General features: G+C 66.4%; 19 protein-coding genes. 13 read left to right on the forward strand and 6 right to left on the reverse strand.

The features are described from left to right. Positions 1 to 45 precede the first annotated feature (45 nt). The 3 genes from VCS63_RS03165 to VCS63_RS03175 are packed head-to-tail and all read left to right on the forward strand — an operon-like array spanning position 46 to position 2,788. Entirely contained in the window at positions 46 to 780 is a 735-nt protein-coding gene (locus VCS63_RS03165) for an amino acid ABC transporter ATP-binding protein (protein ID WP_323879043.1), read from the forward strand. A gap of 5 nt (positions 781 to 785) precedes the next feature. Then, positions 786 to 1,841, forward strand: coding sequence for a threonine aldolase family protein (locus VCS63_RS03170; RefSeq protein ID WP_076816878.1), 1,056 nt, complete (start codon positions 786 to 788; stop codon positions 1,839 to 1,841). A gap of 41 nt (positions 1,842 to 1,882) precedes the next feature. Next, positions 1,883 to 2,788 carry an EamA family transporter gene (locus VCS63_RS03175; protein ID WP_042795830.1) on the forward strand — a complete coding sequence of 302 codons (906 nt, stop codon included), beginning with the start codon at positions 1,883 to 1,885 and terminating at the stop codon, positions 2,786 to 2,788. A 59-nt stretch (positions 2,789 to 2,847) separates the two neighbouring features. Here VCS63_RS03175 and VCS63_RS03180 read toward each other — a convergent pair whose 3' ends face one another. Continuing rightward, positions 2,848 to 3,144 carry an acylphosphatase gene (locus tag VCS63_RS03180; protein ID WP_063961602.1) on the reverse strand — a complete coding sequence of 99 codons (297 nt, stop codon included), beginning with the start codon at positions 3,142 to 3,144 and terminating at the stop codon, positions 2,848 to 2,850. A 160-nt stretch (positions 3,145 to 3,304) separates the two neighbouring features. Between VCS63_RS03180 and VCS63_RS03185 the strand changes: the two genes are divergently transcribed. The 4 genes from VCS63_RS03185 to VCS63_RS03200 all read left to right on the forward strand — a co-directional run bounded on the left by VCS63_RS03185 (position 3,305) and on the right by VCS63_RS03200 (position 7,658). Beyond that, entirely contained in the window at positions 3,305 to 4,201 is an 897-nt protein-coding gene (locus tag VCS63_RS03185; RefSeq protein ID WP_042795828.1) for a phytanoyl-CoA dioxygenase family protein, read from the forward strand. A gap of 204 nt (positions 4,202 to 4,405) precedes the next feature. Beyond that, positions 4,406 to 5,569, forward strand: coding sequence for an alpha-hydroxy acid oxidase (locus VCS63_RS03190; RefSeq protein WP_042795827.1), 1,164 nt, complete (start codon positions 4,406 to 4,408; stop codon positions 5,567 to 5,569). A 102-nt stretch (positions 5,570 to 5,671) separates the two neighbouring features. After that, positions 5,672 to 6,745: an extracellular solute-binding protein gene (locus VCS63_RS03195; protein WP_042797471.1), complete on the forward strand. Its 1,074-nt coding sequence runs from the start codon at positions 5,672 to 5,674 to the stop codon at positions 6,743 to 6,745. 79 nt (positions 6,746 to 6,824) lie between these two features. Next, positions 6,825 to 7,658, forward strand: coding sequence for an AraC family transcriptional regulator (locus VCS63_RS03200; protein WP_042795826.1), 834 nt, complete (start codon positions 6,825 to 6,827; stop codon positions 7,656 to 7,658). A gap of 27 nt (positions 7,659 to 7,685) precedes the next feature. On the opposite strand, the gene VCS63_RS03205 is transcribed toward VCS63_RS03200, so the two are convergent. The 5 genes from VCS63_RS03205 to VCS63_RS03225 all read right to left on the reverse strand — a co-directional run bounded on the left by VCS63_RS03205 (position 7,686) and on the right by VCS63_RS03225 (position 13,765). Further along, on the reverse strand, positions 7,686 to 8,966 hold the full coding sequence (locus VCS63_RS03205; protein WP_042795825.1) for an amidohydrolase family protein: 1,281 nt from the start codon (positions 8,964 to 8,966) through the stop codon (positions 7,686 to 7,688). A gap of 157 nt (positions 8,967 to 9,123) precedes the next feature. Continuing rightward, entirely contained in the window at positions 9,124 to 10,074 is a 951-nt protein-coding gene (locus tag VCS63_RS03210; RefSeq protein WP_042795824.1) for an ABC transporter permease, read from the reverse strand. Between the two features lie 10 nt (positions 10,075 to 10,084). Next, positions 10,085 to 11,158, reverse strand: a complete 1,074-nt coding sequence (locus VCS63_RS03215) for an ABC transporter permease (protein WP_063639139.1) — start codon at positions 11,156 to 11,158, stop codon at positions 10,085 to 10,087. Positions 11,159 to 11,207: 49 nt separating this feature from the next. Further along, a complete protein-coding gene (locus tag VCS63_RS03220; RefSeq protein WP_063639140.1) occupies positions 11,208 to 12,737 on the reverse strand; it encodes an ABC transporter ATP-binding protein in 1,530 nt (509 codons plus the stop codon). Next, a complete protein-coding gene (locus tag VCS63_RS03225) occupies positions 12,734 to 13,765 on the reverse strand; it encodes a BMP family protein (RefSeq protein WP_323878395.1) in 1,032 nt (343 codons plus the stop codon). The genes VCS63_RS03220 and VCS63_RS03225 overlap by 4 nt, the downstream gene beginning before the upstream one ends. Positions 13,766 to 14,244: 479 nt before the next feature. On the opposite strand from VCS63_RS03225, the gene VCS63_RS03230 reads away from it, so the two are divergent. The 6 genes from VCS63_RS03230 to VCS63_RS03255 all read left to right on the forward strand — a co-directional run bounded on the left by VCS63_RS03230 (position 14,245) and on the right by VCS63_RS03255 (position 18,724). Beyond that, positions 14,245 to 15,174, forward strand: a complete 930-nt coding sequence (locus tag VCS63_RS03230; protein WP_323878397.1) for a DedA family protein/thiosulfate sulfurtransferase GlpE — start codon at positions 14,245 to 14,247, stop codon at positions 15,172 to 15,174. A 51-nt stretch (positions 15,175 to 15,225) separates the two neighbouring features. Continuing rightward, positions 15,226 to 16,152 (forward strand): 2-dehydropantoate 2-reductase, encoded by a 927-nt coding sequence (panE, locus tag VCS63_RS03235; RefSeq protein WP_042795823.1) that lies wholly within the window; start codon positions 15,226 to 15,228, stop codon positions 16,150 to 16,152. 262 nt (positions 16,153 to 16,414) lie between these two features. Next, the gene (locus VCS63_RS03240) at positions 16,415 to 17,026 is read left to right on the forward strand and encodes an NAD(P)-dependent oxidoreductase (protein WP_076816888.1); all 612 of its coding nucleotides are present in this window, start codon (positions 16,415 to 16,417) and stop codon (positions 17,024 to 17,026) included. 144 nt (positions 17,027 to 17,170) lie between these two features. Beyond that, positions 17,171 to 17,629: a nuclear transport factor 2 family protein gene (locus VCS63_RS03245; RefSeq protein ID WP_082884461.1), complete on the forward strand. Its 459-nt coding sequence runs from the start codon at positions 17,171 to 17,173 to the stop codon at positions 17,627 to 17,629. A gap of 10 nt (positions 17,630 to 17,639) precedes the next feature. Further along, the gene (locus VCS63_RS03250; protein ID WP_063639145.1) at positions 17,640 to 18,209 is read left to right on the forward strand and encodes a flavin reductase family protein; all 570 of its coding nucleotides are present in this window, start codon (positions 17,640 to 17,642) and stop codon (positions 18,207 to 18,209) included. Positions 18,210 to 18,214: 5 nt separating this feature from the next. Continuing rightward, positions 18,215 to 18,724, forward strand: coding sequence for a nucleoside 2-deoxyribosyltransferase (locus tag VCS63_RS03255; protein WP_042795820.1), 510 nt, complete (start codon positions 18,215 to 18,217; stop codon positions 18,722 to 18,724). Positions 18,725 to 18,740 lie beyond the last annotated feature (16 nt).

Below are 18,740 nucleotides of genomic sequence, written 5' to 3' on the forward strand. Positions count from 1 at the left end.
AGTTATCCACAGGTTTCAACGATGCAACTCTCTTCCACTCCCTCGATGATCGAGATCAGGCAGGTCAGCAAGTGGTACGGCGATTTTCAGGTGCTGGACGATTGCTCCACCGCCGTCGGCCGCGGCGAGGTCGTCGTGGTCTGCGGCCCTTCGGGTTCCGGCAAGTCCACGCTGATCAAAACCGTGAATGCGCTCGAGCCCTTTCAGAAGGGCGAGATCCTGGTCAACGGCATTTCGGTGGGCGATCCGCGAACCAACCTGCCCAAGCTGCGCGCGGTGGCGGGCATGGTGTTCCAGCACTTCGAGCTGTTCCCGCACTTGTCGGTGACCGAGAACCTGTGCCTGGGCCAGCTCAAGGTGCTTAAGCGCGGCAAGGAAGAAGCCCGCCAGCGCGCGCTGGCGTTGCTGGAGCGCGTGGGCCTGTCGGCGCACAAAGACAAGCATCCCGGGGAATTGTCGGGGGGCCAGCAGCAGCGCGTGGCGATCGCGCGCGCGCTGTCCATGGACCCTGTGGTCATGCTCTTTGACGAGCCGACTTCGGCCCTGGACCCGGAGATGGTGAACGAGGTGCTGGACGTGATGACCGACCTCGCCGCAGAAGGCATGACGATGATGGTGGTGACCCATGAAATGGGGTTTGCCCGCCGCGTCGCCGACCGTGTGATCTTCATGGACGGCGGCAAAATCGTGGAGGACTGCGACAAGGAGCAGTTTTTCGGCGATGTGGAGGAGCGTGCGCCGCGCACGCGCCAGTTTCTTTCCAAAATCCTGCAGCACTGATAGCCATGAACCAGACCTCTTCCGCCGCCGCGCACGCACCCGTCGACCTGCGCAGCGACACGGTCACCCATCCCACCGCGGCCATGTACGAACGGATGCGCACCGCCCCCATTGGCGATGACGGCCTGGACGGCGACCCCACCGTGCGCGAGCTCGAGGCCTATGTGGCCGCGCAGCTGGGCAAGCAAGCCGGGCTGTTCGTGCCCAGCTGCACCATGGCCAATCTGCTGGCGGTCCTGGCGCAGACGCAGCGCAATGAACAGGTCGTGCTGGAGTCGGCCGCGCACATGTACACGTCCGAACGTGGCGCCGCCACGTTCACCGGCGTGTTTTACCTGGGCGTGCCGGGGACGGACGGCGCCATGGACCTGAACCGGCTGGAAGAGACCTTGCTGCCCGGCGGCCACAGGCTGAAGACCGCGTTGGTGACCATGGAAACCTCGCATAACAATGCCGCCGGCGCGGTGCTGCCGCTGGATCACATGCAGGCGGTCCGCAGCCTGGCGCAGGCGGCCGGCGCCCCCGTGCATCTGGACGGCGCGCGGCTGTACAACGCGGCCGTGGCGCTGGGTGTGGCGGCGGAGGAAATCGCCCGGCATGCCGACACGGTGTCGCTGTGTCTGTCCAAGGGCTTGAGCGCGCCGGTGGGCGCGGTTCTGGCGGGCAGCCAACCCGTGATGGCTCGTGCCCGCGTACTGCGCCGCATGCTGGGCGGCACGCAGCGACAGTCGGGCATCATGGCCGCGGCCGGACTGGAAGGCGTGCAGACCATGGGCGGCCGGCTGGTCGAAGACCATGCGCGCGCACGCCGCCTGAGCGTGGGCGTCAACCGGCTGGGACCGGCCATCTCGGCGACCGAACCGCAGACGAACATCGTGCAGGTCGAAACCGCGGGCACCGGCTTGAGCAATACGGAGTGGGTAGCGGCGCTGCAGACGGCGGGCCTGCTGGTGCGCCCATGGGGCCGCACGCGGCTGCGCTGCGTGACTCATCGCCACATCGGCGACGCGGACATCGACGCGGCGGTGCTGGCCTTCGAAACGGTGCTGAACGGCCGCTGATCTGCTCCGTTCGCCGGGCGTCGCCGATGCGATAATGCCGCATGACCACGACCCATCTTTCCCGAAAAGACTATCTCTGCGCACTGGCGGTCGTGGTCATCTGGGGCACCAACTTCGTCGCAATGAAAGTCGGCATGCGGGGCTTATCGCCCATGCTCTTGGGCGCTCTGCGGTTCGCGCTGGCGGCCTTTCCATTGATTCTCTTCGTGCGCGCGCCGCGCTTGCCGTGGCGCTGGGTCGCGGCCTATGGGCTGGTCCAGGGCCTGGGCCAGTTCGGGCTGTTGTTCACCGCCTTGAAATTCGGCATGCCGGCCGGCATGGCCTCGCTGGTCATCCAGACGCAGGCTTTTTTCACGCTGCTGCTGGCGGCCCCCATCCTGCATGAGCGCGCGCAACGCCATCACTGGATCGGGCTGGGCGTGGCGGCGCTAGGGCTGGCGGTCATTGCCGGCGGCCGCGGTGAAGGGCCGGGCCAGATGACCATGCTGGGCTTCGTGCTGACCTTGGGCGGCGCGTTCATGTGGGCGGTGTCCAACATTATCGTGCGCCTGGCCAGCCGCAAGTCGCCAGGCTACGACCCGTTCGCCTTCATCGCCTGGAGCAGCGCCGCACCGGTGCTGCCGTTCCTGTTGCTGGCCGTGCTGATCGACGGGTGGGAGCCAGTAACGGGCATGATTCTCGGCATGGGCTGGGGCGAGATCCTGTCTGTGCTGTACCTGGCGGGGCTGGCTACGTTGCTGGCCTACACCTTGTGGACGCAGTTGCTGACGCGCCACGCCGCCGCCAAGATCGCGCCGTTTTCGCTGCTGGTTCCCGTGGTGGGCTTGTGGGCCGCGTCCGTGGCCTTCGGCGAACGCCTGGAGCCCATGCAATGGCTGGGCGTGGCCGGCGTGCTGGCGGGCCTGCTTTTCAATCAGCTGGGCGGCCGCTGGCTGCGCACGCGCTGAGCCCTCCACCCGTATCGGCCGAGCAGACTAATCCATAACGGCGAACAGACGCGTCGAGCTCACAATTGCTCGAAACGGATGTAACGCTTATCGGTGTACTCCCGGCGGGTGGTTATTTCCTGCACGCTGGCTCCCGGCGGGCCGCGCCGCAGCCATTCCAGCATGTGATCGACCTGGTCGGCGGTGCCCTGCACCATGGCTTCGACCGTGCCGTCCGGCAGGTTCTGCACCCAGCCCTTGGCGCCCAGCATATGGGCGCGCCGGACCGTGGCGTGGCGGTATCCCACACCTTGCACGGTGCCGGTGATCGTGACGTGCACGGTCTCGATATGGGTATCGGCTTTAGGGTCTTGCATCGATTCTCTCTCGGATGAGGCGCCGCACGCGGCGATGTACGTAGGCGGTAATGGCTACGGCGGATGGTCTATAGGCCCGGACGGCCCCTGGCGATACGTTAGAGCTCATGTCAAAACGTGCCAGCGGGAACACCCGTTACCAGAGCTTGGAGAAGCCATTATGGAAGAGACCAGTTTGTTGTCGGAAGCTGAGACAGCGCGCTACAGGGAGCAGGGTTACCTGGCCCTGAAGGACATGTGCCCGCAGGACGAGGTGGGTTACATCCGCAGGACGCTGCTCGACCTGTTCGCGAACAAAACCGGCTACAACGAGGGCGCGCAGTATGACTTTGTAAGCCGCGACGACCCGTCCAAACCCGCCAAGTTTCCCAGTTTGCACGATCCGCGCCATTATGCCCCGGGTCTTCTGAAGACCGAGTACCACGAGCGCACGCTGGAACTGGCCCGCCAGCTGCTGGGACCGGAGGCGGCCCTGTACGGCGAGCATGCCCTGCTCAAGCCAGGCCCGCACGGGCCGGAAACGCCATGGCACCAGGACGAGGCCTTCCGTTCGCCGGACTTCATCTATAACGAACTCAGCATTTGGCTGGCGCTGCAGCCGGCCACCACGGAAAACGGCTGCATGCAGTTCATCCCCGGGTCCAACAAATGGGATGTGCTGGAGCATCGCTCGCCGGGTGGCGACAAGACCCTGCATCCGCTGGAGTGCTGCGGCGACTTTCCGCGTGACCAGGCGGTGCCGGAACCGCTGGATCCGGGCGGCATCACCGTTCACGACGCCCGCACGTTGCACTTTACCGGGCCCAATACCTCGCAGTCGCCGCGCCTGGCGTACATCCTGATCTACAACACGCCGCCGGTCTACAAGCCGGGCCGCCGGGAGTTCCCGTGGCTGGAAGGCCGCTGGACGGACAGCCAGACGCGCAAGAAGCAGTGGCACAAGCGCGGCGGCCTGGCCGTGGACGTGATGCGGCGCCTGCCCGGAGCGCGACTGACAAGCCCGCGCTGGGTGGCATGGGCGACGATCCGGGCCGTGTCCAAGGTCTGGCCGCGATAAGGGGGCGCAGGGGGCCGCAAGAGTCCCTGCGACAGGGGGGCGAACGAGGCCGGCAAGCGACGCTTGCCGGCCTCGGCGCGTATACTGGGCGGCGTTGCGGGCCGTGCGAGGCCCGCGCAATCGCTGGAGCTGCCCGCAGCTGGCGGCCCGGCGTCTAAAAATAACGAGCCGCAGCTGGCGCCCCAACACTCCATAGACCACTCCATGACCGCTAACCTTTCTACGATCACCTGCATCGAAGATCTGCGCGCCATTGCGCAGAAGCGCGTGCCGCGCATGTTCTACGACTACGCGGATTCCGGCGCCTGGACAGAAGGCACGTACCGCGCCAATGAAAGCGATTTTCAGAAGATCAAGCTGCGCCAGCGCGTGGCGGTGAACATGGAAGGCCGGTCGTTGCGCACCACCATGGTGGGCCACGACGTCATCATGCCGCTGGCGATTTCGCCTACCGGCCTGACCGGAATGCAGCACGCCGACGGAGAAATTCTGGCGGCCAAGGCCGCGGCGGATTTCGGCGTCCCTTTCACGCTGTCCACCATGAGCATCTGCTCGCTGGAGGACGTGGCCGCTGCGACCAAGAAGCCCTTCTGGTTTCAGCTCTACGTGATGCGCGACCGCGAGTTCGTCGCCAACCTCATCGACCGCGCCAAGGCGGCTGGCTGCTCGGCGCTGGTGCTGACGCTGGACTTGCAGATCCTGGGCCAGCGGCACAAGGACATCAAGAATGGCTTGTCGACGCCGCCCAAGCCCACGTTGCGCAATCTCATCAACCTGGCCACCAAGCCGCGCTGGTGCATGGGCATGCTGGGCACCAAGCGGCGCACCTTCGGCAACATCGTCGGCCACGCCAAGGGCGTGAGCGACCTGTCTTCGCTGTCGTCGTGGACCGCCGAACAATTCGACCCGCGCCTGAGCTGGGACGACGTTGAGTGGATCAAGCAGCGCTGGGGCGGCAAGCTCATCATCAAGGGCATCCTGGACGTCGAAGACGCGCAGATGGCCGCCAATAGCGGCGCCGATGCGCTCATCGTCAGCAACCACGGCGGCCGCCAGCTGGACGGCGCCATGTCGTCCATCGCCGCCCTGCCCTCGATCGCCGACGCCGTCGGCTCCAAGATCGAAGTGTGGATGGACGGCGGCGTGCGTTCCGGCCAGGACATCCTTAAGGCCGTGGCGCTGGGCGCGCGCGGCGCCATGATCGGCCGCGCTTTCCTCTACGGCCTGGGCGCATACGGTCAAGCCGGCGTTACCCGCGTGCTGGAGATCCTGTACAAGGAAATGGACACGACGATGGCGCTGTGCGGCCGTCGCTCGATCGAGCCCGGCGACCGCAGCATACTGCTGCCCGGAACCTACCCGAACTGAATGGTTCCGCGGGCCATGGACAAAAGCCTGGACACATTAGTGCCAGGCTTTTTTCGTTGGCGCGCCGGCCTGGGAGGACACATGAGCAAATGCGGAAGCTCCATGACGCGTAACAAACAAGTTGGTCCGCGCCGTCTGGGCGCGGGCATGCCGCTGCTGGGCGCTGTACTGGCGATGTTGTTGTCGGCCGCAGCCGTGGCGCAACAGAAGACGCTTTACGTCGGGATGAACGGCGGCGACATGGCGCGCGCCTTCTCGCAGCACGTGTTTCCGGAATTCGAGCGCGCCCATAACGTCAGGATCGTGGTTGAGCCGGGCATGTCCACGGAGGTGCTGGCGCGGGCACAGGCCGACAAGGACAAGCCGCGGCTGCACCTCATGTTCCTGGACGACGGCATCATGGCGCGCGCGATATCCATGGGCCTGTGCGCGCCGCTCAATGAAGATCCGGTGTTGAAAGAGCTGTATCCCACCGCGCTGAAGAAGGACCGCATGGCCGCGGGCATCGATATCGGCATGACCGGTCTGGGCTACAACACCAAGGTGTTCGCGGAGCGGGGCTGGGCCCCGCCCACTTCCTGGATGGATCTTGCGGACCCGAAGTACAAGGGCCAGGTCGTGGTGCAGTCGGCTGCCAGCAGCACCTTCGGCCTGCACGCGTTCCTGATGGTCAACCGCATCCTGGGCGGCGACGACCGGAACTACGAACCGGGTTTCGCGCAATGGCCGGCCACCATCGGACCCAATGTGCGCGAATACATCCCGGATTCGGCGCGGTTGGCGGACATGGTGCAGGCGGACCGGGCTGCGCTGTTTCCCTGGACGCCCACGGCCATTTCCCGCCTGAAGAGGCGGGGCGTGCACGTGGAATACGCGCAACCCAGGGAGGGAGCGATGATCCTGATGGTGGGCGAGTGCGTCGTCGCCGGGAACAGCGAACCGGAACTGTCGCAAAAGCTGGCGCTGTACCTGTTGTCGGCGCAGGCGCAGACGAAAGCGCTGGAGATGGGTGGACACTTTCCGTCCAACCGCAATGTGCTGGCGCCCGCCGGCCACGCGGATGCGCTGCAGCGCTTCCAGGGCTATATGTCGAACGCCAGGATCCCGAACTGGGATCAGATCAATGAATCCCGGCCTGCGTTCAACGCTCGCTGGAATCGGGAAATCGGACGCTGAGGGCCGCGCCGAGGATACGCGCTAAAAAGCGCAAAATCTGCAAAGGCCGGCTCGCTACATTGCCCTCCAAGGAGACCGCATGAAGCCCGCAACCCTGAATCACTATGGCCAGCGCCTTGAGCCCGTCCTGCGCTGGCTGGCAAGCCATCCCGATGCCGATCCGGATCTGTACCGGCTGGCGGAGCTGGCCTGCCTGTCGCCGTATCACTTCCATCGCGTTTACCGCGCCATGATGGGAGAAACGGTGAACGCCACCGTGCAGCGTATCCGCATGCACCGCGCGGCCGTGGCGCTGGGGCATTCCGAGGCTTCCTTGCGCGAGGTGGCGCAGCGCGCCGGCTATGAGTCGGACGCGGCGTTCAACCGGGCATTCGGCGCGACCTTCGGCATTTCGCCGGGGCGCTACCGGGCGGCCCGCTCCCGTCCCTTCGACCCAAAGGAGCTAGGCATGTATCCCATCAAGATCGAAACCTTTCCCGGCGCGACGTTAGCGGTTCTGCCGCATCGGGGCAGCTATCAGGAAATCGGCCCGCTGTTTTCGCGAGCCTTCATGCTCGCTATCAGCCGCGGTATCGCACAGCCGGATTCCATTGGCTACGGCGTGTACTTCGACGACCCCGAGCAAGTGCCGGCCAGCCAATTGCGCTCCATGGCCGGCATGTCGGTGGCGCCCGATGCGGACCTGGGCAGCGAACTGGAACGCTTCGAGATTCCAGAAGGCCGTTGCGCCATACTGACCTACACCGGGCCATACAACGAGATGGACAAGCCCTATAACTGGATGTTTTCGGAATGGCTGCCGGGTAGCGGCGAGGTGCCGGCGGACTTCCCCATGTTCGAGCAGTACCTGAACGATCCCCGCACGACGCCGCCCGCACAGCTGCAGACGCGCATCTGCCTGCCGCTGAAGTGAGGCGCGGCCGCGCCGCGCCTGGTGCGTTCAGCGGGCCGGGGTCTGGAAGCTGACCTGCGCCGGACGGCCGGGCAGATTCAGCGTTGCCGTGGCGGGCGGCGTGGTAGCCACCACCTGGCCGGCGCGCAGCACCATCAGGCGCGTGGCGCGCAAGCGCAGGGCCTCGACGGCATCGCGCGCCTGCAGCAGCACCAGATCGGCGCGCTTGCCGACCGCGAGGCCGGTTTCGTCCAGGCCCAGGATCTTCGCGGGCGTGGTGGTCACGGCCTCGAAACAGGCGCGCATGGCGTCCTGCCCCGTCATCTGGGCCACGTGCAGGCCCATGTGCGCCACTTCCAGCATGTCTCCGGAGCCCAGGCTGTACCAGGGATCCATCACGCAGTCGTGGCCGAAGGCCACGGGCACGCCGGCGGCCAGCAGCTCGGGCACGCGCGTCATGCCGCGGCGCTTGGGATAGGTGTCATGGCGGCCCTGCAGCGTGATGTTGATCAGCGGGTTGGCAATGGCGGCTACGCCGGCTTCTCGCATCAGCGGGATCAGCTTGGAAACGTAGTAGTTGTCCATGGAATGCATGGACGTCAGGTGCGAGCCGGTCACGCGGCCCTGCAAGCCCAGGCGCTGGGCATGGTAGGCCAGCGTTTCGATGTGGCGCGACAGCGGGTCGTCGCTTTCGTCACAGTGCATGTCCACGCGCAGGCCGCGTTCGGCGGCCAGTTCGCAGAGGATGCGCACCGATTCCGCGCCGTCCTGCATGGTGCGCTCGAAATGCGGAATGCCGCCCACTACGTCCACGCCCATGTCCAGGGCGCGCTTGAGGTTGTCGAGGGCGCCGGGGGCGCGCAGCACGCCGTCCTGCGGAAAAGCCACCAGTTGCAGGTCCAGGTAAGGCTTGACCTTCTCGCGCACGTGCAACAGCGCTTCGGTGGCCAGGAGGCGCGGGTCGCACACGTCCACGTGCGAGCGGATGGCCAGCAGGCCGCGGGCAACGGCCCAGTCGCAATAGGCCAGCGCGCGCTCGACCAGCGCTTCCTGCGTCAAGAGCGGCTTCAGTTCGCCCCACAGCGCGATGCCTTCGAGCAGCGTGCCCGACTGGTTCACGCGCGGCAGTCCGAAGGACAGCGTGGAATCCATATGGAAGTGCGCGTCCACGAAAGGCGGCGACACCAGCTGGCCGCCCGCGTCCACGGTCTGCGCGGCCTCGGCCTTCAGCGCCGGCTCCAACGCCACGATGCGGCCATTGGCGATGCCGATGTCAATATTCTGCCGGCCATCGGGCAGCGTGCAATGTCTAAGAATCAGATCGAGCATGGAATTCCTTGCGGAAGGTTTCTGTTGTTCATGGTACTGCGCCCCCGCCACAGCAAACCGGCGTACCCGATCCGGGTCGCACGGAGCCGGCTCCGCCGGTCCGTAGCGACGCCCCCTTGAGGGGGAAGCGCGCAGCGCTTCGGGGGTGGGCCCTTCTCTATCTTTCGCCTTTGCGGTAGGGCTTCATCAGCGCTTGCGGGTAGGCGGCGCGGCGCGCCATCACCACCAGGGCGAGGATAGACAGGACGTAGGGCAGCATCAGATAGACCTGGTACGGCAACTCCGGCAGGCCGGGCAGAGCTGCGCCGCCTTGCTGCATGCGCAATTGCAGCGCGTCGAAGAAGGCGAAGATCAGCGCGCCCAGCAGGGCTTTGCCGGGCCGCCATGAGGCAAACACGACCAGCGCCACGCAGACCCAGCCGCGGCCGTTGACCATATTGAAGAAGAAGGCGTTGAATGCCGCCAGCGTCAGGAAGCTGCCTGCCACGCCCATGAGCGCCGAACCGGCAACGATGGCGCCCATGCGCAGGCGCGTCACCGACAGGCCCTGCCCTTCGGCCGCTGCCGGATTCTCACCCACCATGCGGATCGCCAGGCCGACCGGCGTGCGGTTCAGTACCCAGGCCAGCAACGGGACCGCGGCCAAGGCCAGCAAGGTCATGGGCGTCTGTCCCGCGAGCACCGGTCCGATGATGGGAATGCCATCCAGGAATTTCATTTCGGCGAACGGCGTGATCGTGGGCGGCGTGTTCACGCTGGGGAAGGTGACGCGGTATGCGAAGTAGCTCAGGCTGGTGGCCAGCAGCGTCACGCCCAAGCCCGACACGTGTTGCGACAGGCCCAGCGGAACGGTCAGTACGGCGTGCAGCAGCCCGAACACCGCGCCTGCCAGTGCGGCGGCGAGCACGCCCACGTATAACGGCGCGCCCAGGTACACCACCAGCCAGCCCGTAAAGGCGCCAGCGGCCATGATGCCTTCGATGCCCAGGTTCAGCACGCCCGCGCGTTCGCACAGCAGGACACCCAGCGTGCCCAGTATCAGCGGCGTCGCCAGGCGCAGCACCGCCACCCAGAACGCCGAAGAACTCATCAGATCCATCCATTCCATGGCGCGCTCCTCAGGCCCGGTTGCGGCGCAGGCGGTACTGCGCGAATAGCGTCGCGACCAGCATGGCGAGCAACGAAGTGGCGACGATGACGTCGGCGATGTAGTTCGGCACCGCGATGGCGCGGCTCATGCTGTCCGCGCCCACCAGCATGCCGGCGACGAACAGGCTGGCCAGGATCACGCCCAACGGATGCAGGCCGGCAAGCATGGCGACCACCACGCCGGTGTAGCCATAGCCCGGAGACATGTCCAGCGTGACGTAGCCCGTGCGGCCGGCCACTTCGATCGCGCCGGCCAGGCCGGCCAGCGCGCCCGACAGCATGGCGGTGCCCAGCATCACGCGGTTCACGGGCAGCCCCAGGAAGCGGGAGGCATGCGCATTGGCGCCGACCGCGCGCATCTGGAAACCGAATACCGTGTAGCGATTCAACAACCACAGTCCCAGCGCCAGGCCCGCCGCCCATAGCAGGCCGGTGTGGGCGCGCGTGCGCTCGATCAGCTTGCCGAGTTCCAGATCGCCATTGAGGGCCACGGACTGCGGCCAGCCCATGGCCATGGGATCCTTCATGGGGCCGTCCAGCATCATCGATACGAACAGCAGCACGATGAAGTTGCCCAGCAGCGTCGTCACCACTTCATCCACGCCCAGCCGGGTCTTGAGGAGGGCGGGAATCAGCAGCAGCAAGGCGCCAGCCAGCGCCGCCGCCAGCATCATGCCGGCAAAGAGCGCCGGCACGGGCAGGTCGAAGCCTGTGCCGTCGTGCAGGCCGCCCACCGCGACCGCGGCGAGCGCGCCCAGGTACAGCTGGCCTTCGGCGCCGATGTTGTAGAAGCGCGCGCGGAACGCCACGGCGCAAGCCAGGCCGGTCAGCATCAGCGGGGTGGCTCGGGTCAGCGTTTCCGACAACGCGAAGCGCGAACCGAACGCGCCTTCGAACAGCAAGGCGTAGGTGCGGCCCACGGGGGCGCCGGCCCAGGCCACCAGAAGGGTGCAGACCGCCAGCGTGAAGGCGATGGCCGCGAAGGGCGCCACGGCCAGCGCCAGGCGGCTGGGCTCCGGACGGCGTTCCAGGATCAGTTTCATGCGAGTAATGCTCGATAGGAGGTGGAGTCGCGCGGAAGGGAACGGGCTGTCATCCCCGTGTGCCTGTCATGGCCAGGCCCACCGTGGCGGGCGTCCATTCGGACACCGGTTTCACGGCGATCAGCTTGCCGCCGCAAAGCACGGCGATGCGGTCGGCAAGCGCGAAGATCTCTTCCAGGTCCTCGGAGACCAGCAGCACGCCAGCGCCGCGCGTGCGCGCCGCCAGGAGCTGTTCGCGCACATAGGCAACCGCGCCGATGTCCAGGCCCCAGGTGGGCTGGTCGGCCACGATGAAGCGCGGTTCGCGCGCGAGCGTGCGGCCCAGGATCAGCTTCTGCATATTGCCGCCGGACAGGCTGCGCGTGCGCACGTCGAGCGATGCGGCGCGCACGTCGAACTGCTTGGCCAGGGCCTGGGCGTAGGCGCGGCCGGCGCGCGCGCGGATCAGGCCCCAGCGCGCGAAGCGCGGGTCCTTCAGGTCTTCGACGATGGCGTTTTCCCATAACGGGCTGTCGCCGATCACGCCTTCGCCGTGGCGGTCTTCCGGAATGCGGCCCACGTGCGCGGCGGTCCAGCCGGCCGGCGTTGTGGGGGCAGCCGCATGTTCGGGGCCCAGGCGGATTGTGCCGTCCGTGGGTTGGCGCAGGCCGGTCAGCACCGACACCAGCGCCTGCTGGCCGTTGCCGGCCACGCCCGCGATCGCCACGATTTCATGCTTGTGGATAACCAGGTCCAGGCTATCCAGGCGCGTCGCGCCGTCGCGGCCGTCGCGCACGGTGACTTGCGACAGCGTTACCACAGGCGCAGCCTGCTCGGCGGCGGCCACGGCTTCCGCATGCGGCATGACAACCTTGCGGCCCACCATCAGTTCGGCCAGTTCTGCGGGACTGGTGCTGGCGGTCTCGCGTTCGGCCACCAGCTTGCCCTGGCGCAGCACCGCCACGCGGCTGGACACCGCCATTACCTCGTCCAGCTTGTGCGAGATGAAGATCACGGCCAGGCCTTCGTCGACGAAGCCGCGCAAGGTCGCGAACAGGTCCTGCACTTCCTGCGGCGTGAGCACGGCGGTCGGCTCGTCCAGGATCAGGATGCGCGCGCCGCGATACAGCGCCTTCAGGATTTCCACCCGCTGCTTCTCGCCGACCGACAGCGTGCCCACGCGCGCATCCGGATCCACGCCCAGGCCGAAGCGTTGGCCGAGTTCGACCAGGCGCTGCCGCGCCTTGCCGCGCCCGGACGCCAGCTTCCACAGCGATTCCGTGCCGACCATGATGTTGTCGAGCACGGTCAGGTTGTCGGCCAGCGTGAAGTGCTGATGCACCATGCCGACGCCGGCCGCCAGCGCGGCGTCGGGCCGGCCGGCGGGCAGGGACAGGCCGAAGACTTCGATACTGCCCGCGTCGGCCACGTAATGGCCGAACAGGATGGATACCAGGGTCGATTTGCCGGCGCCGTTCTCACCCAGCAAGGCCAACACTTCGCCCTGGCGCAGCGTGAGCGATATGTCGTCGTTGGCCGTCAGGCTGCCAAAGCGTTTGGTGATCCCTGCGAGTTGCAGGGCGAGAGGCGCTTGGTTCATCGTGCCGAGGACTTGGGTTCTTTGTCGTTGACCTTGACGGCGAAGCTGCCGTCCAGGATGGCTTTCTGCTTGGCCTGCACCTTGGCGATCAGGTCGGCGGGGATCTTGCTTTCGAAGGTGCCCAGGGGGGCGAGCGAGGAGCCCTTGTGCTTCATCAGCGAGTACTGGCCGTAGTCATCGGCCTTGAACGTGCCGGCGCGCACCTGCTTGAGCGCTTCTTCGATGGTGGGCTCCATGCTCCACAGCGCCGAGGCCACCACGGTTTCGGGATACTGCTGCTGCGTGTCGATCACGTTGCCGATGGCCAGCTTGCCGCGTTCCTTGGCGGCGTCGGAAACGCCGAAGCGTTCGGCATAGAGCACGTCCGCGCCCTTGTCGATCATGGCGAAGGCGGCTTCCTTGGCCTTCGGGGGATCGAACCACGAACCGATGAAGGTTACGGTGAATTCGCTCTGCGGGTTCACTTCCTTGGCGCCTTCGATGAAGGCGTGCATCAGGCGGTTCACTTCGGGAATGGGGTAGCCGCCCACCAGGCCGATCTTGCCGGTCTTGCTCATGCCGCCGGCGATCATGCCGGTCAGGTAGGCGGGTTCCTGGATGTAGTTGTCGAACACCGAGAAGTTGGGCTGCTGAGGCTTGCCCGAAGATCCCATCAGGAAAGCGGTTTGCGGATAGTCCTTGGCCACCTTGCGGGCAGCGGCTTCCACCGCAAAGGCCTCGCCCACCACCAGCTTGTTGCCCTGTTCGGCATACTGGCGCATCACGCGCTCGTAGTCGGCGTTCGTGACGTTTTCCGAGAACGTGTATTCGATCTCACCGCGATCGCGCGCCGCGACCAGCGCCTTGTGGATACGCGACACCCATTGCTGTTCGACCGGCACCGTGTAGATGGCGGCAACCTTGGTCTTGGCGGGCGCCTGGGCCTGGGCTGCGCCCGAGAACAGCAGCGCGCCAGCGGCGGCCACGGCCAGCTTGAGCAGGCCGCGGCGGGCGATGCCGGCGACGGACGGGGTGGAAAAGGCTTTCATGCGGGTGACTCCTACGCGGGGAGGGAAAGGGAAAGGGATAGGGATTGGAGACGATGCGCGCTTGGCGCCGGCCCGCGCGCGGCGTGAGCGCGCGCGTTGCCCCGGCCCGGTTCCATAAGACGGTCGCCGGCAGGCGTGCCGGGACTAGCGTACGGAAACGAAGGCGTGGGATCGGTCATCGGATGGGAGCGCCAGGAGACGCGCCCCATCCGAATGGTCGGGTTCGCAGCCAGCCCTGGCGAAGCAAGTTGTATGCCATGGGGCGTTCCCGCGACAAGTCGGGGAAACCTGATGGCCGGGCAGGATTATAGGCACCCTGGCGGGGATTGGTGGCACCACGGCGGTGCGCGCCGTCCCACGGGGTGGACAGGACGCGCGTGGAACGCCCCGTTGCGGCCGCCAGCCCCCCCATCCAGGGTCCGCGCGCCTAAAATCGCATACATGAGCCGCGCGCGTGGCGCGGCAAGCTGGAAGACCCGATGCAAGATATACAACTGCTGCTGGAACAGTACGGCGGGTGGCTGGTGTTCGCCAATGTGCTGGTCGAGCAGGCCGGCCTGCCGGTGCCCGCCTACCCCATGCTGATCGCCGCGGGGGCGCTGGCTGGCGCGGGCGGGTGGCTCACTCCCTGGCTGGCCGCCACCGTCGCCTGCCTGCTGGCCGACAGCCTCTGGTATGCGGCGGGCCAGCGCTACGGCTCGCGCCTGCTGGGCGTGATCTGCAAGATGTCGCTATCGCAGGATTCCTGCATCCGGCAGACGCAGCGCCTGTACTTGCGCATCGGCGTGCGCGCGTTGCTGGTGTGCAAATTCCTGCCGGGCGCGGGCGCCTTGTCCACGGTCATGGCGGGACTGACGGGCACGCCCTACCGTCGTTTCCTGGGCTACGACCTGGTTGGATCCCTGATCTGGTCGGGCTCGGCCCTGCTGCTGGGCGGCCTGTTCCATAACGTGGTGAATGACGTCCTGGAGATCCTGGGCACCTACGGCGCGATGGGACTGGGCGTGCTTGCGGCCGTGCTGGCGCTGTACATCCTGGCGCGCTTCCTGCGCCGGCGTATCCTGCTGCGCAGCCTGCGTGTGATTCCACGCCTGTCGGTGGACGAACTGATGCAATGGCGCCAGGACGGCCGCAACGCGCTGGTCTTCGATGTGCGTCCCGAAGCGTTGCGCGAAGAGCAGCGCATCCCCGGCGCCATCGCCGTGGATCTGAAGGCGCCCTTGCCGTCACTAAATGCCGAGGCGCTGGATTCGGACATCGTCGTGTACTGCGCCTGCCCCAACGAGGTGTCGGCCGCGCTGCTGGCGTCGCGGCTGCGCGCCGCGGGCTATCCCAAGACCTGGGCCTTGCGCGGCGGTTACCAAGCCTGGCAGGAGCACGAACACCCGCTGCCCCCGCAAGGCGCATAATTCCGCCATGAGCCCGCGCGGACGGCGGGCAGCCAACACGGAGAGACAGGCATGCGGATTTTGTTCTTGGGCGCCGGCGGCACCGGCGGGTATTTCGGCGGGCGCGCGGCCCAGGCGGGCGCGGACGTGACCTTTCTGGTGCGCGAGCCGCGCGCCGCACGGATCCGCGAACAGGGCCTGCGCATCAAAAGCCCGTTGGGCGACGCCACGCTGCATCCTCAGCTGGTCACGCACCAGACCCTGCAAGGCAGCTACGACGTGGTGGTGCTGAGCTGCAAGGCCTATGACCTGGCCAGCGCCATCGAGGCCATCCGCCCCGCGGTCGGTCCGGATACCGCGGTGCTACCCATCATGAACGGCGTGCTTCAGTACGACGTGCTGGACCGCGAGTTCGAGCCGCACCGGGTGCTGGGCGGCCTGTGCCAGATCAACGCCACGCTGGGCGCGGATGGCGAGGTGGTGCACCTGGGCAAGCATGCCAGCATCGTTTTCGGCGAGCGCGCCGGCCCCGCCCGCAGCGCGCGCTGCGAAGCATTGGAACAGGCCCTGGCCGGCGGCGAATACGTCAGCCGCCTGAGCACCGACATCTACCAGGACATCTGGGAAAAATACGTGTTCCTGACGACGCTGGCCGCGGCCACCTGCCTGATGCGCGGCACGGTCGGACAGATCGCTTCCACCGACGACGGCATCGACATCCTGACCGGGCTGCTGCAGGAATCGCAGGCGGTTGCCGCCGCCTCGGGCCATGCGGTGCGCGCGGAAGCGGACGCGTCGGCGCGCAAGCTGCTGACCGACCGCACCCAACCGATGACGGCCTCGATGTTCCGCGACCTGAGCCAGGGCCTGCCCGTCGAGGCGGATCACATCGTTGGCGACATGGTCCGCCGCGCCCGCACCCTGGGCGTGGACGCGACCGCGCTGCGCACGGCATATGCGCATCTGCAGGTCTACCAGGCGCGCCGCGCCGCGGCTTGATGCCTGTTCCCGGGGGCCCCTGTTCAACCGGGGCCGCCGGGAGCACACTGGCACTGGCAGGCGTGGTCCGCCCCGGCAGACCGCCGCTTTGTCCCGTTCCATCCGCGCTTTCCCGCTATTGATGCACAAAATGCAAAAAACTCGTCCAGTTTTACGGGTTTTTTGATCGGATTTGAACGAATAGTATGGCTTTGCCTGAGCCGGGGCGCGTAACGCCGCAAGTCGCGGCGGCCCGGGCTTTCCCTTCCCAAGGAGCAAGACCATGAAAGTTGCATTGATCGGAATTACCGGCCGCGTGGGCTCGCGCGTGGCTGACGAATTGCTCAAGCGCGGTCATCAGGTCACGGGCATCGCCCGCAACCTGTCCGACGTGAATCCTCAGCCCGGCCTGACCGTCAAGCAGGGTGACGCCACCGACCCGCAAGCGCTGACTTCGTTGCTGACGGGCCACGACGCCGTCATCAGCGCATCCCGCTTCGTGTCTTCCGATGCCAAGCCGCTGTTGAGCGCGGTGAAGGATGCGGGCGTGCCGCGCCTGTTGGTGGTGGGCGGCGCGGGCAGCCTGCTGGTCGCGCCCGGCAAGATGCTGATCGACACTCCCGAATTCCCCGACGCCTACAAGCCCGAGGCCCGCGCCGGCGTGGTCTTCCTTGACGCCTTGCGCCAAGAAAAAGTGCTGAACTGGACCTTTCTGTCGCCTTCCGCGCTGTTCGAGCCGGGCGAGCGCACCGGCAAGTTCCGGCTGGGCGACGACACCTTGCTGGCCGATGACGAAGGCAAGAGCTGGATCTCGATGGAAGACTACGCCATCGCGCTGGTCGATGAGCTTGAAGCGCCCAAGCACTCGCGCCGCCGCTATACCGTCGGCTATTGATCGGTCAGCCGACAGCAGCCTGCAAGCAGGAAGAGGCCTCGATGAGAGGCCTCTTTTTCATTCGGGGTAAGGGCCGGAATCCATGTTTTTGTTTGTAAACTGGCACACCGCCAGCCGGCGTTCCGACACCTGAGTTTGCTCCGTATGCGTATGAAGTTGAAATCGTTGGCCCTCTGTATGCTGGTTGCCGTCTCGTGCGTAGCGGCCGTGCCTGCAAGCGCCGCGCCGCCTCAGTCCAACAAGGACCTCGTGGTGGCGTTCTTTCGCATGATGTTCCAGGATCGCGACATCGACGAGGCCGTGCGCCTGTACGTGAGCCCGAACTACACGCAGCACAATCCCTACATGCAGGACGGCGTCGGACCGTTGGTGGATTTCTTCCCCGCGTATTTCGAGCAGCACCCGCAGTCCATCGTCGAGATCAAGCGCGTGATCGCCGAGGGCGACCTGGTGGTTATCCACAACTTGTGGCGCGATTCGCCGGAAGACCGCGGCCAGGCCGTCATGGACATCTTCCGTGTGGATAACGGCAAGATCGTCGAGCACTGGGACGTGAGCCAGGAAATCCCCGAGAATCCGGCCAACAAGAACGGCATGTTCTAGGAAGCGCCGCATGTCCAGCATCGAACCCGTAGAACTGTCCCGCGCCTATCTTCTGCTGAACCACGGTCCCACGGTGCTGGTGACCAGCGCGCACGGCGATGCGCGCAACGTCATGGCGGCGGCGTGGGCCATGCCACTGGATTTCAGTCCGCCCAAGATGCTGGTGGTTGTGGATAAGAACACCTACACGCGCGGCCTGATCGAAGCGTCGGGCGAATTCGCGCTGTGCATCCCGTCGCGGGCACAGGCCCGCGCCACGCTGCTGGTGGGCACGAATTCCGGCCGCGACGAAGATAAGTTCCAGGCCAGCGGCCTGACGACTTTTCCCGCCAGCAAGATCGGCGCTCCGCTCATCAGCGGCTGCCTGGGCTGGCTTGAATGCCGCGTCGTGCCCGAACCGCACAACCAGCAGGCCTACGATCTCTTCATCGGCGAAGTCGTGGCGGCGTGGGCCGCGCCGGAAGCGTTTTCGGGCAACCGCTGGCATTTTCCCGACGACGAGCGCCGTTCCGTGCACTACGTGGCGGGTGGCTCTTTCTTCGCCACCGGCGAAGCCTTTAACGTTTCCGATCCGGAGTAATCGTCATGCGCAGCGTGTATCTGGCGGGTTTCGACGTGTTCCTGCCCGATGCGGCGGCGCACGGAACGCGTTTGAAGGCGCTTTGCGCCACCTATGGGTTCGAAGGCCTGTTTCCGTTGGACAACGAGGCGCCGCAGGATCTGTCCGGGCTGGCGTTGGCGCAATGGATCTATCGCGAGAACGTCGCCCTGATCCGGCGCGCGGATATGGTGATGGCGAACCTGAATCCGTTCCGCGGCGCGGAGCCTGATTCCGGCACCGCATTTGAAGTCGGTTACGCGATTGCCTGCGGCAAGCCCGTGTGGGGCTATACCGGCCAAGCGGGCACGCTGATAGACCAGGTTGCGGTGGGGGCGGCGGCCGACGATGGCGTGTCGCGCATGGTCGATGCGCACGGCTACACCGTGGAAGACTTCGGCCTGAACCTGAATCTCATGTTGGCGTGCAGCGCCCGCATTGTCACGGGCGGCGCCGCCGACTGCCTGGCGCAGATGGCCCGGGCGCCAGGGCGCTAGGCCCCGTGCCCGTGCA

Source organism: Achromobacter sp. D10 (assembly GCF_035282245.1).
Classification (GTDB): Bacteria; Pseudomonadota; Gammaproteobacteria; order Burkholderiales; family Burkholderiaceae_B; genus Achromobacter; species Achromobacter insolitus.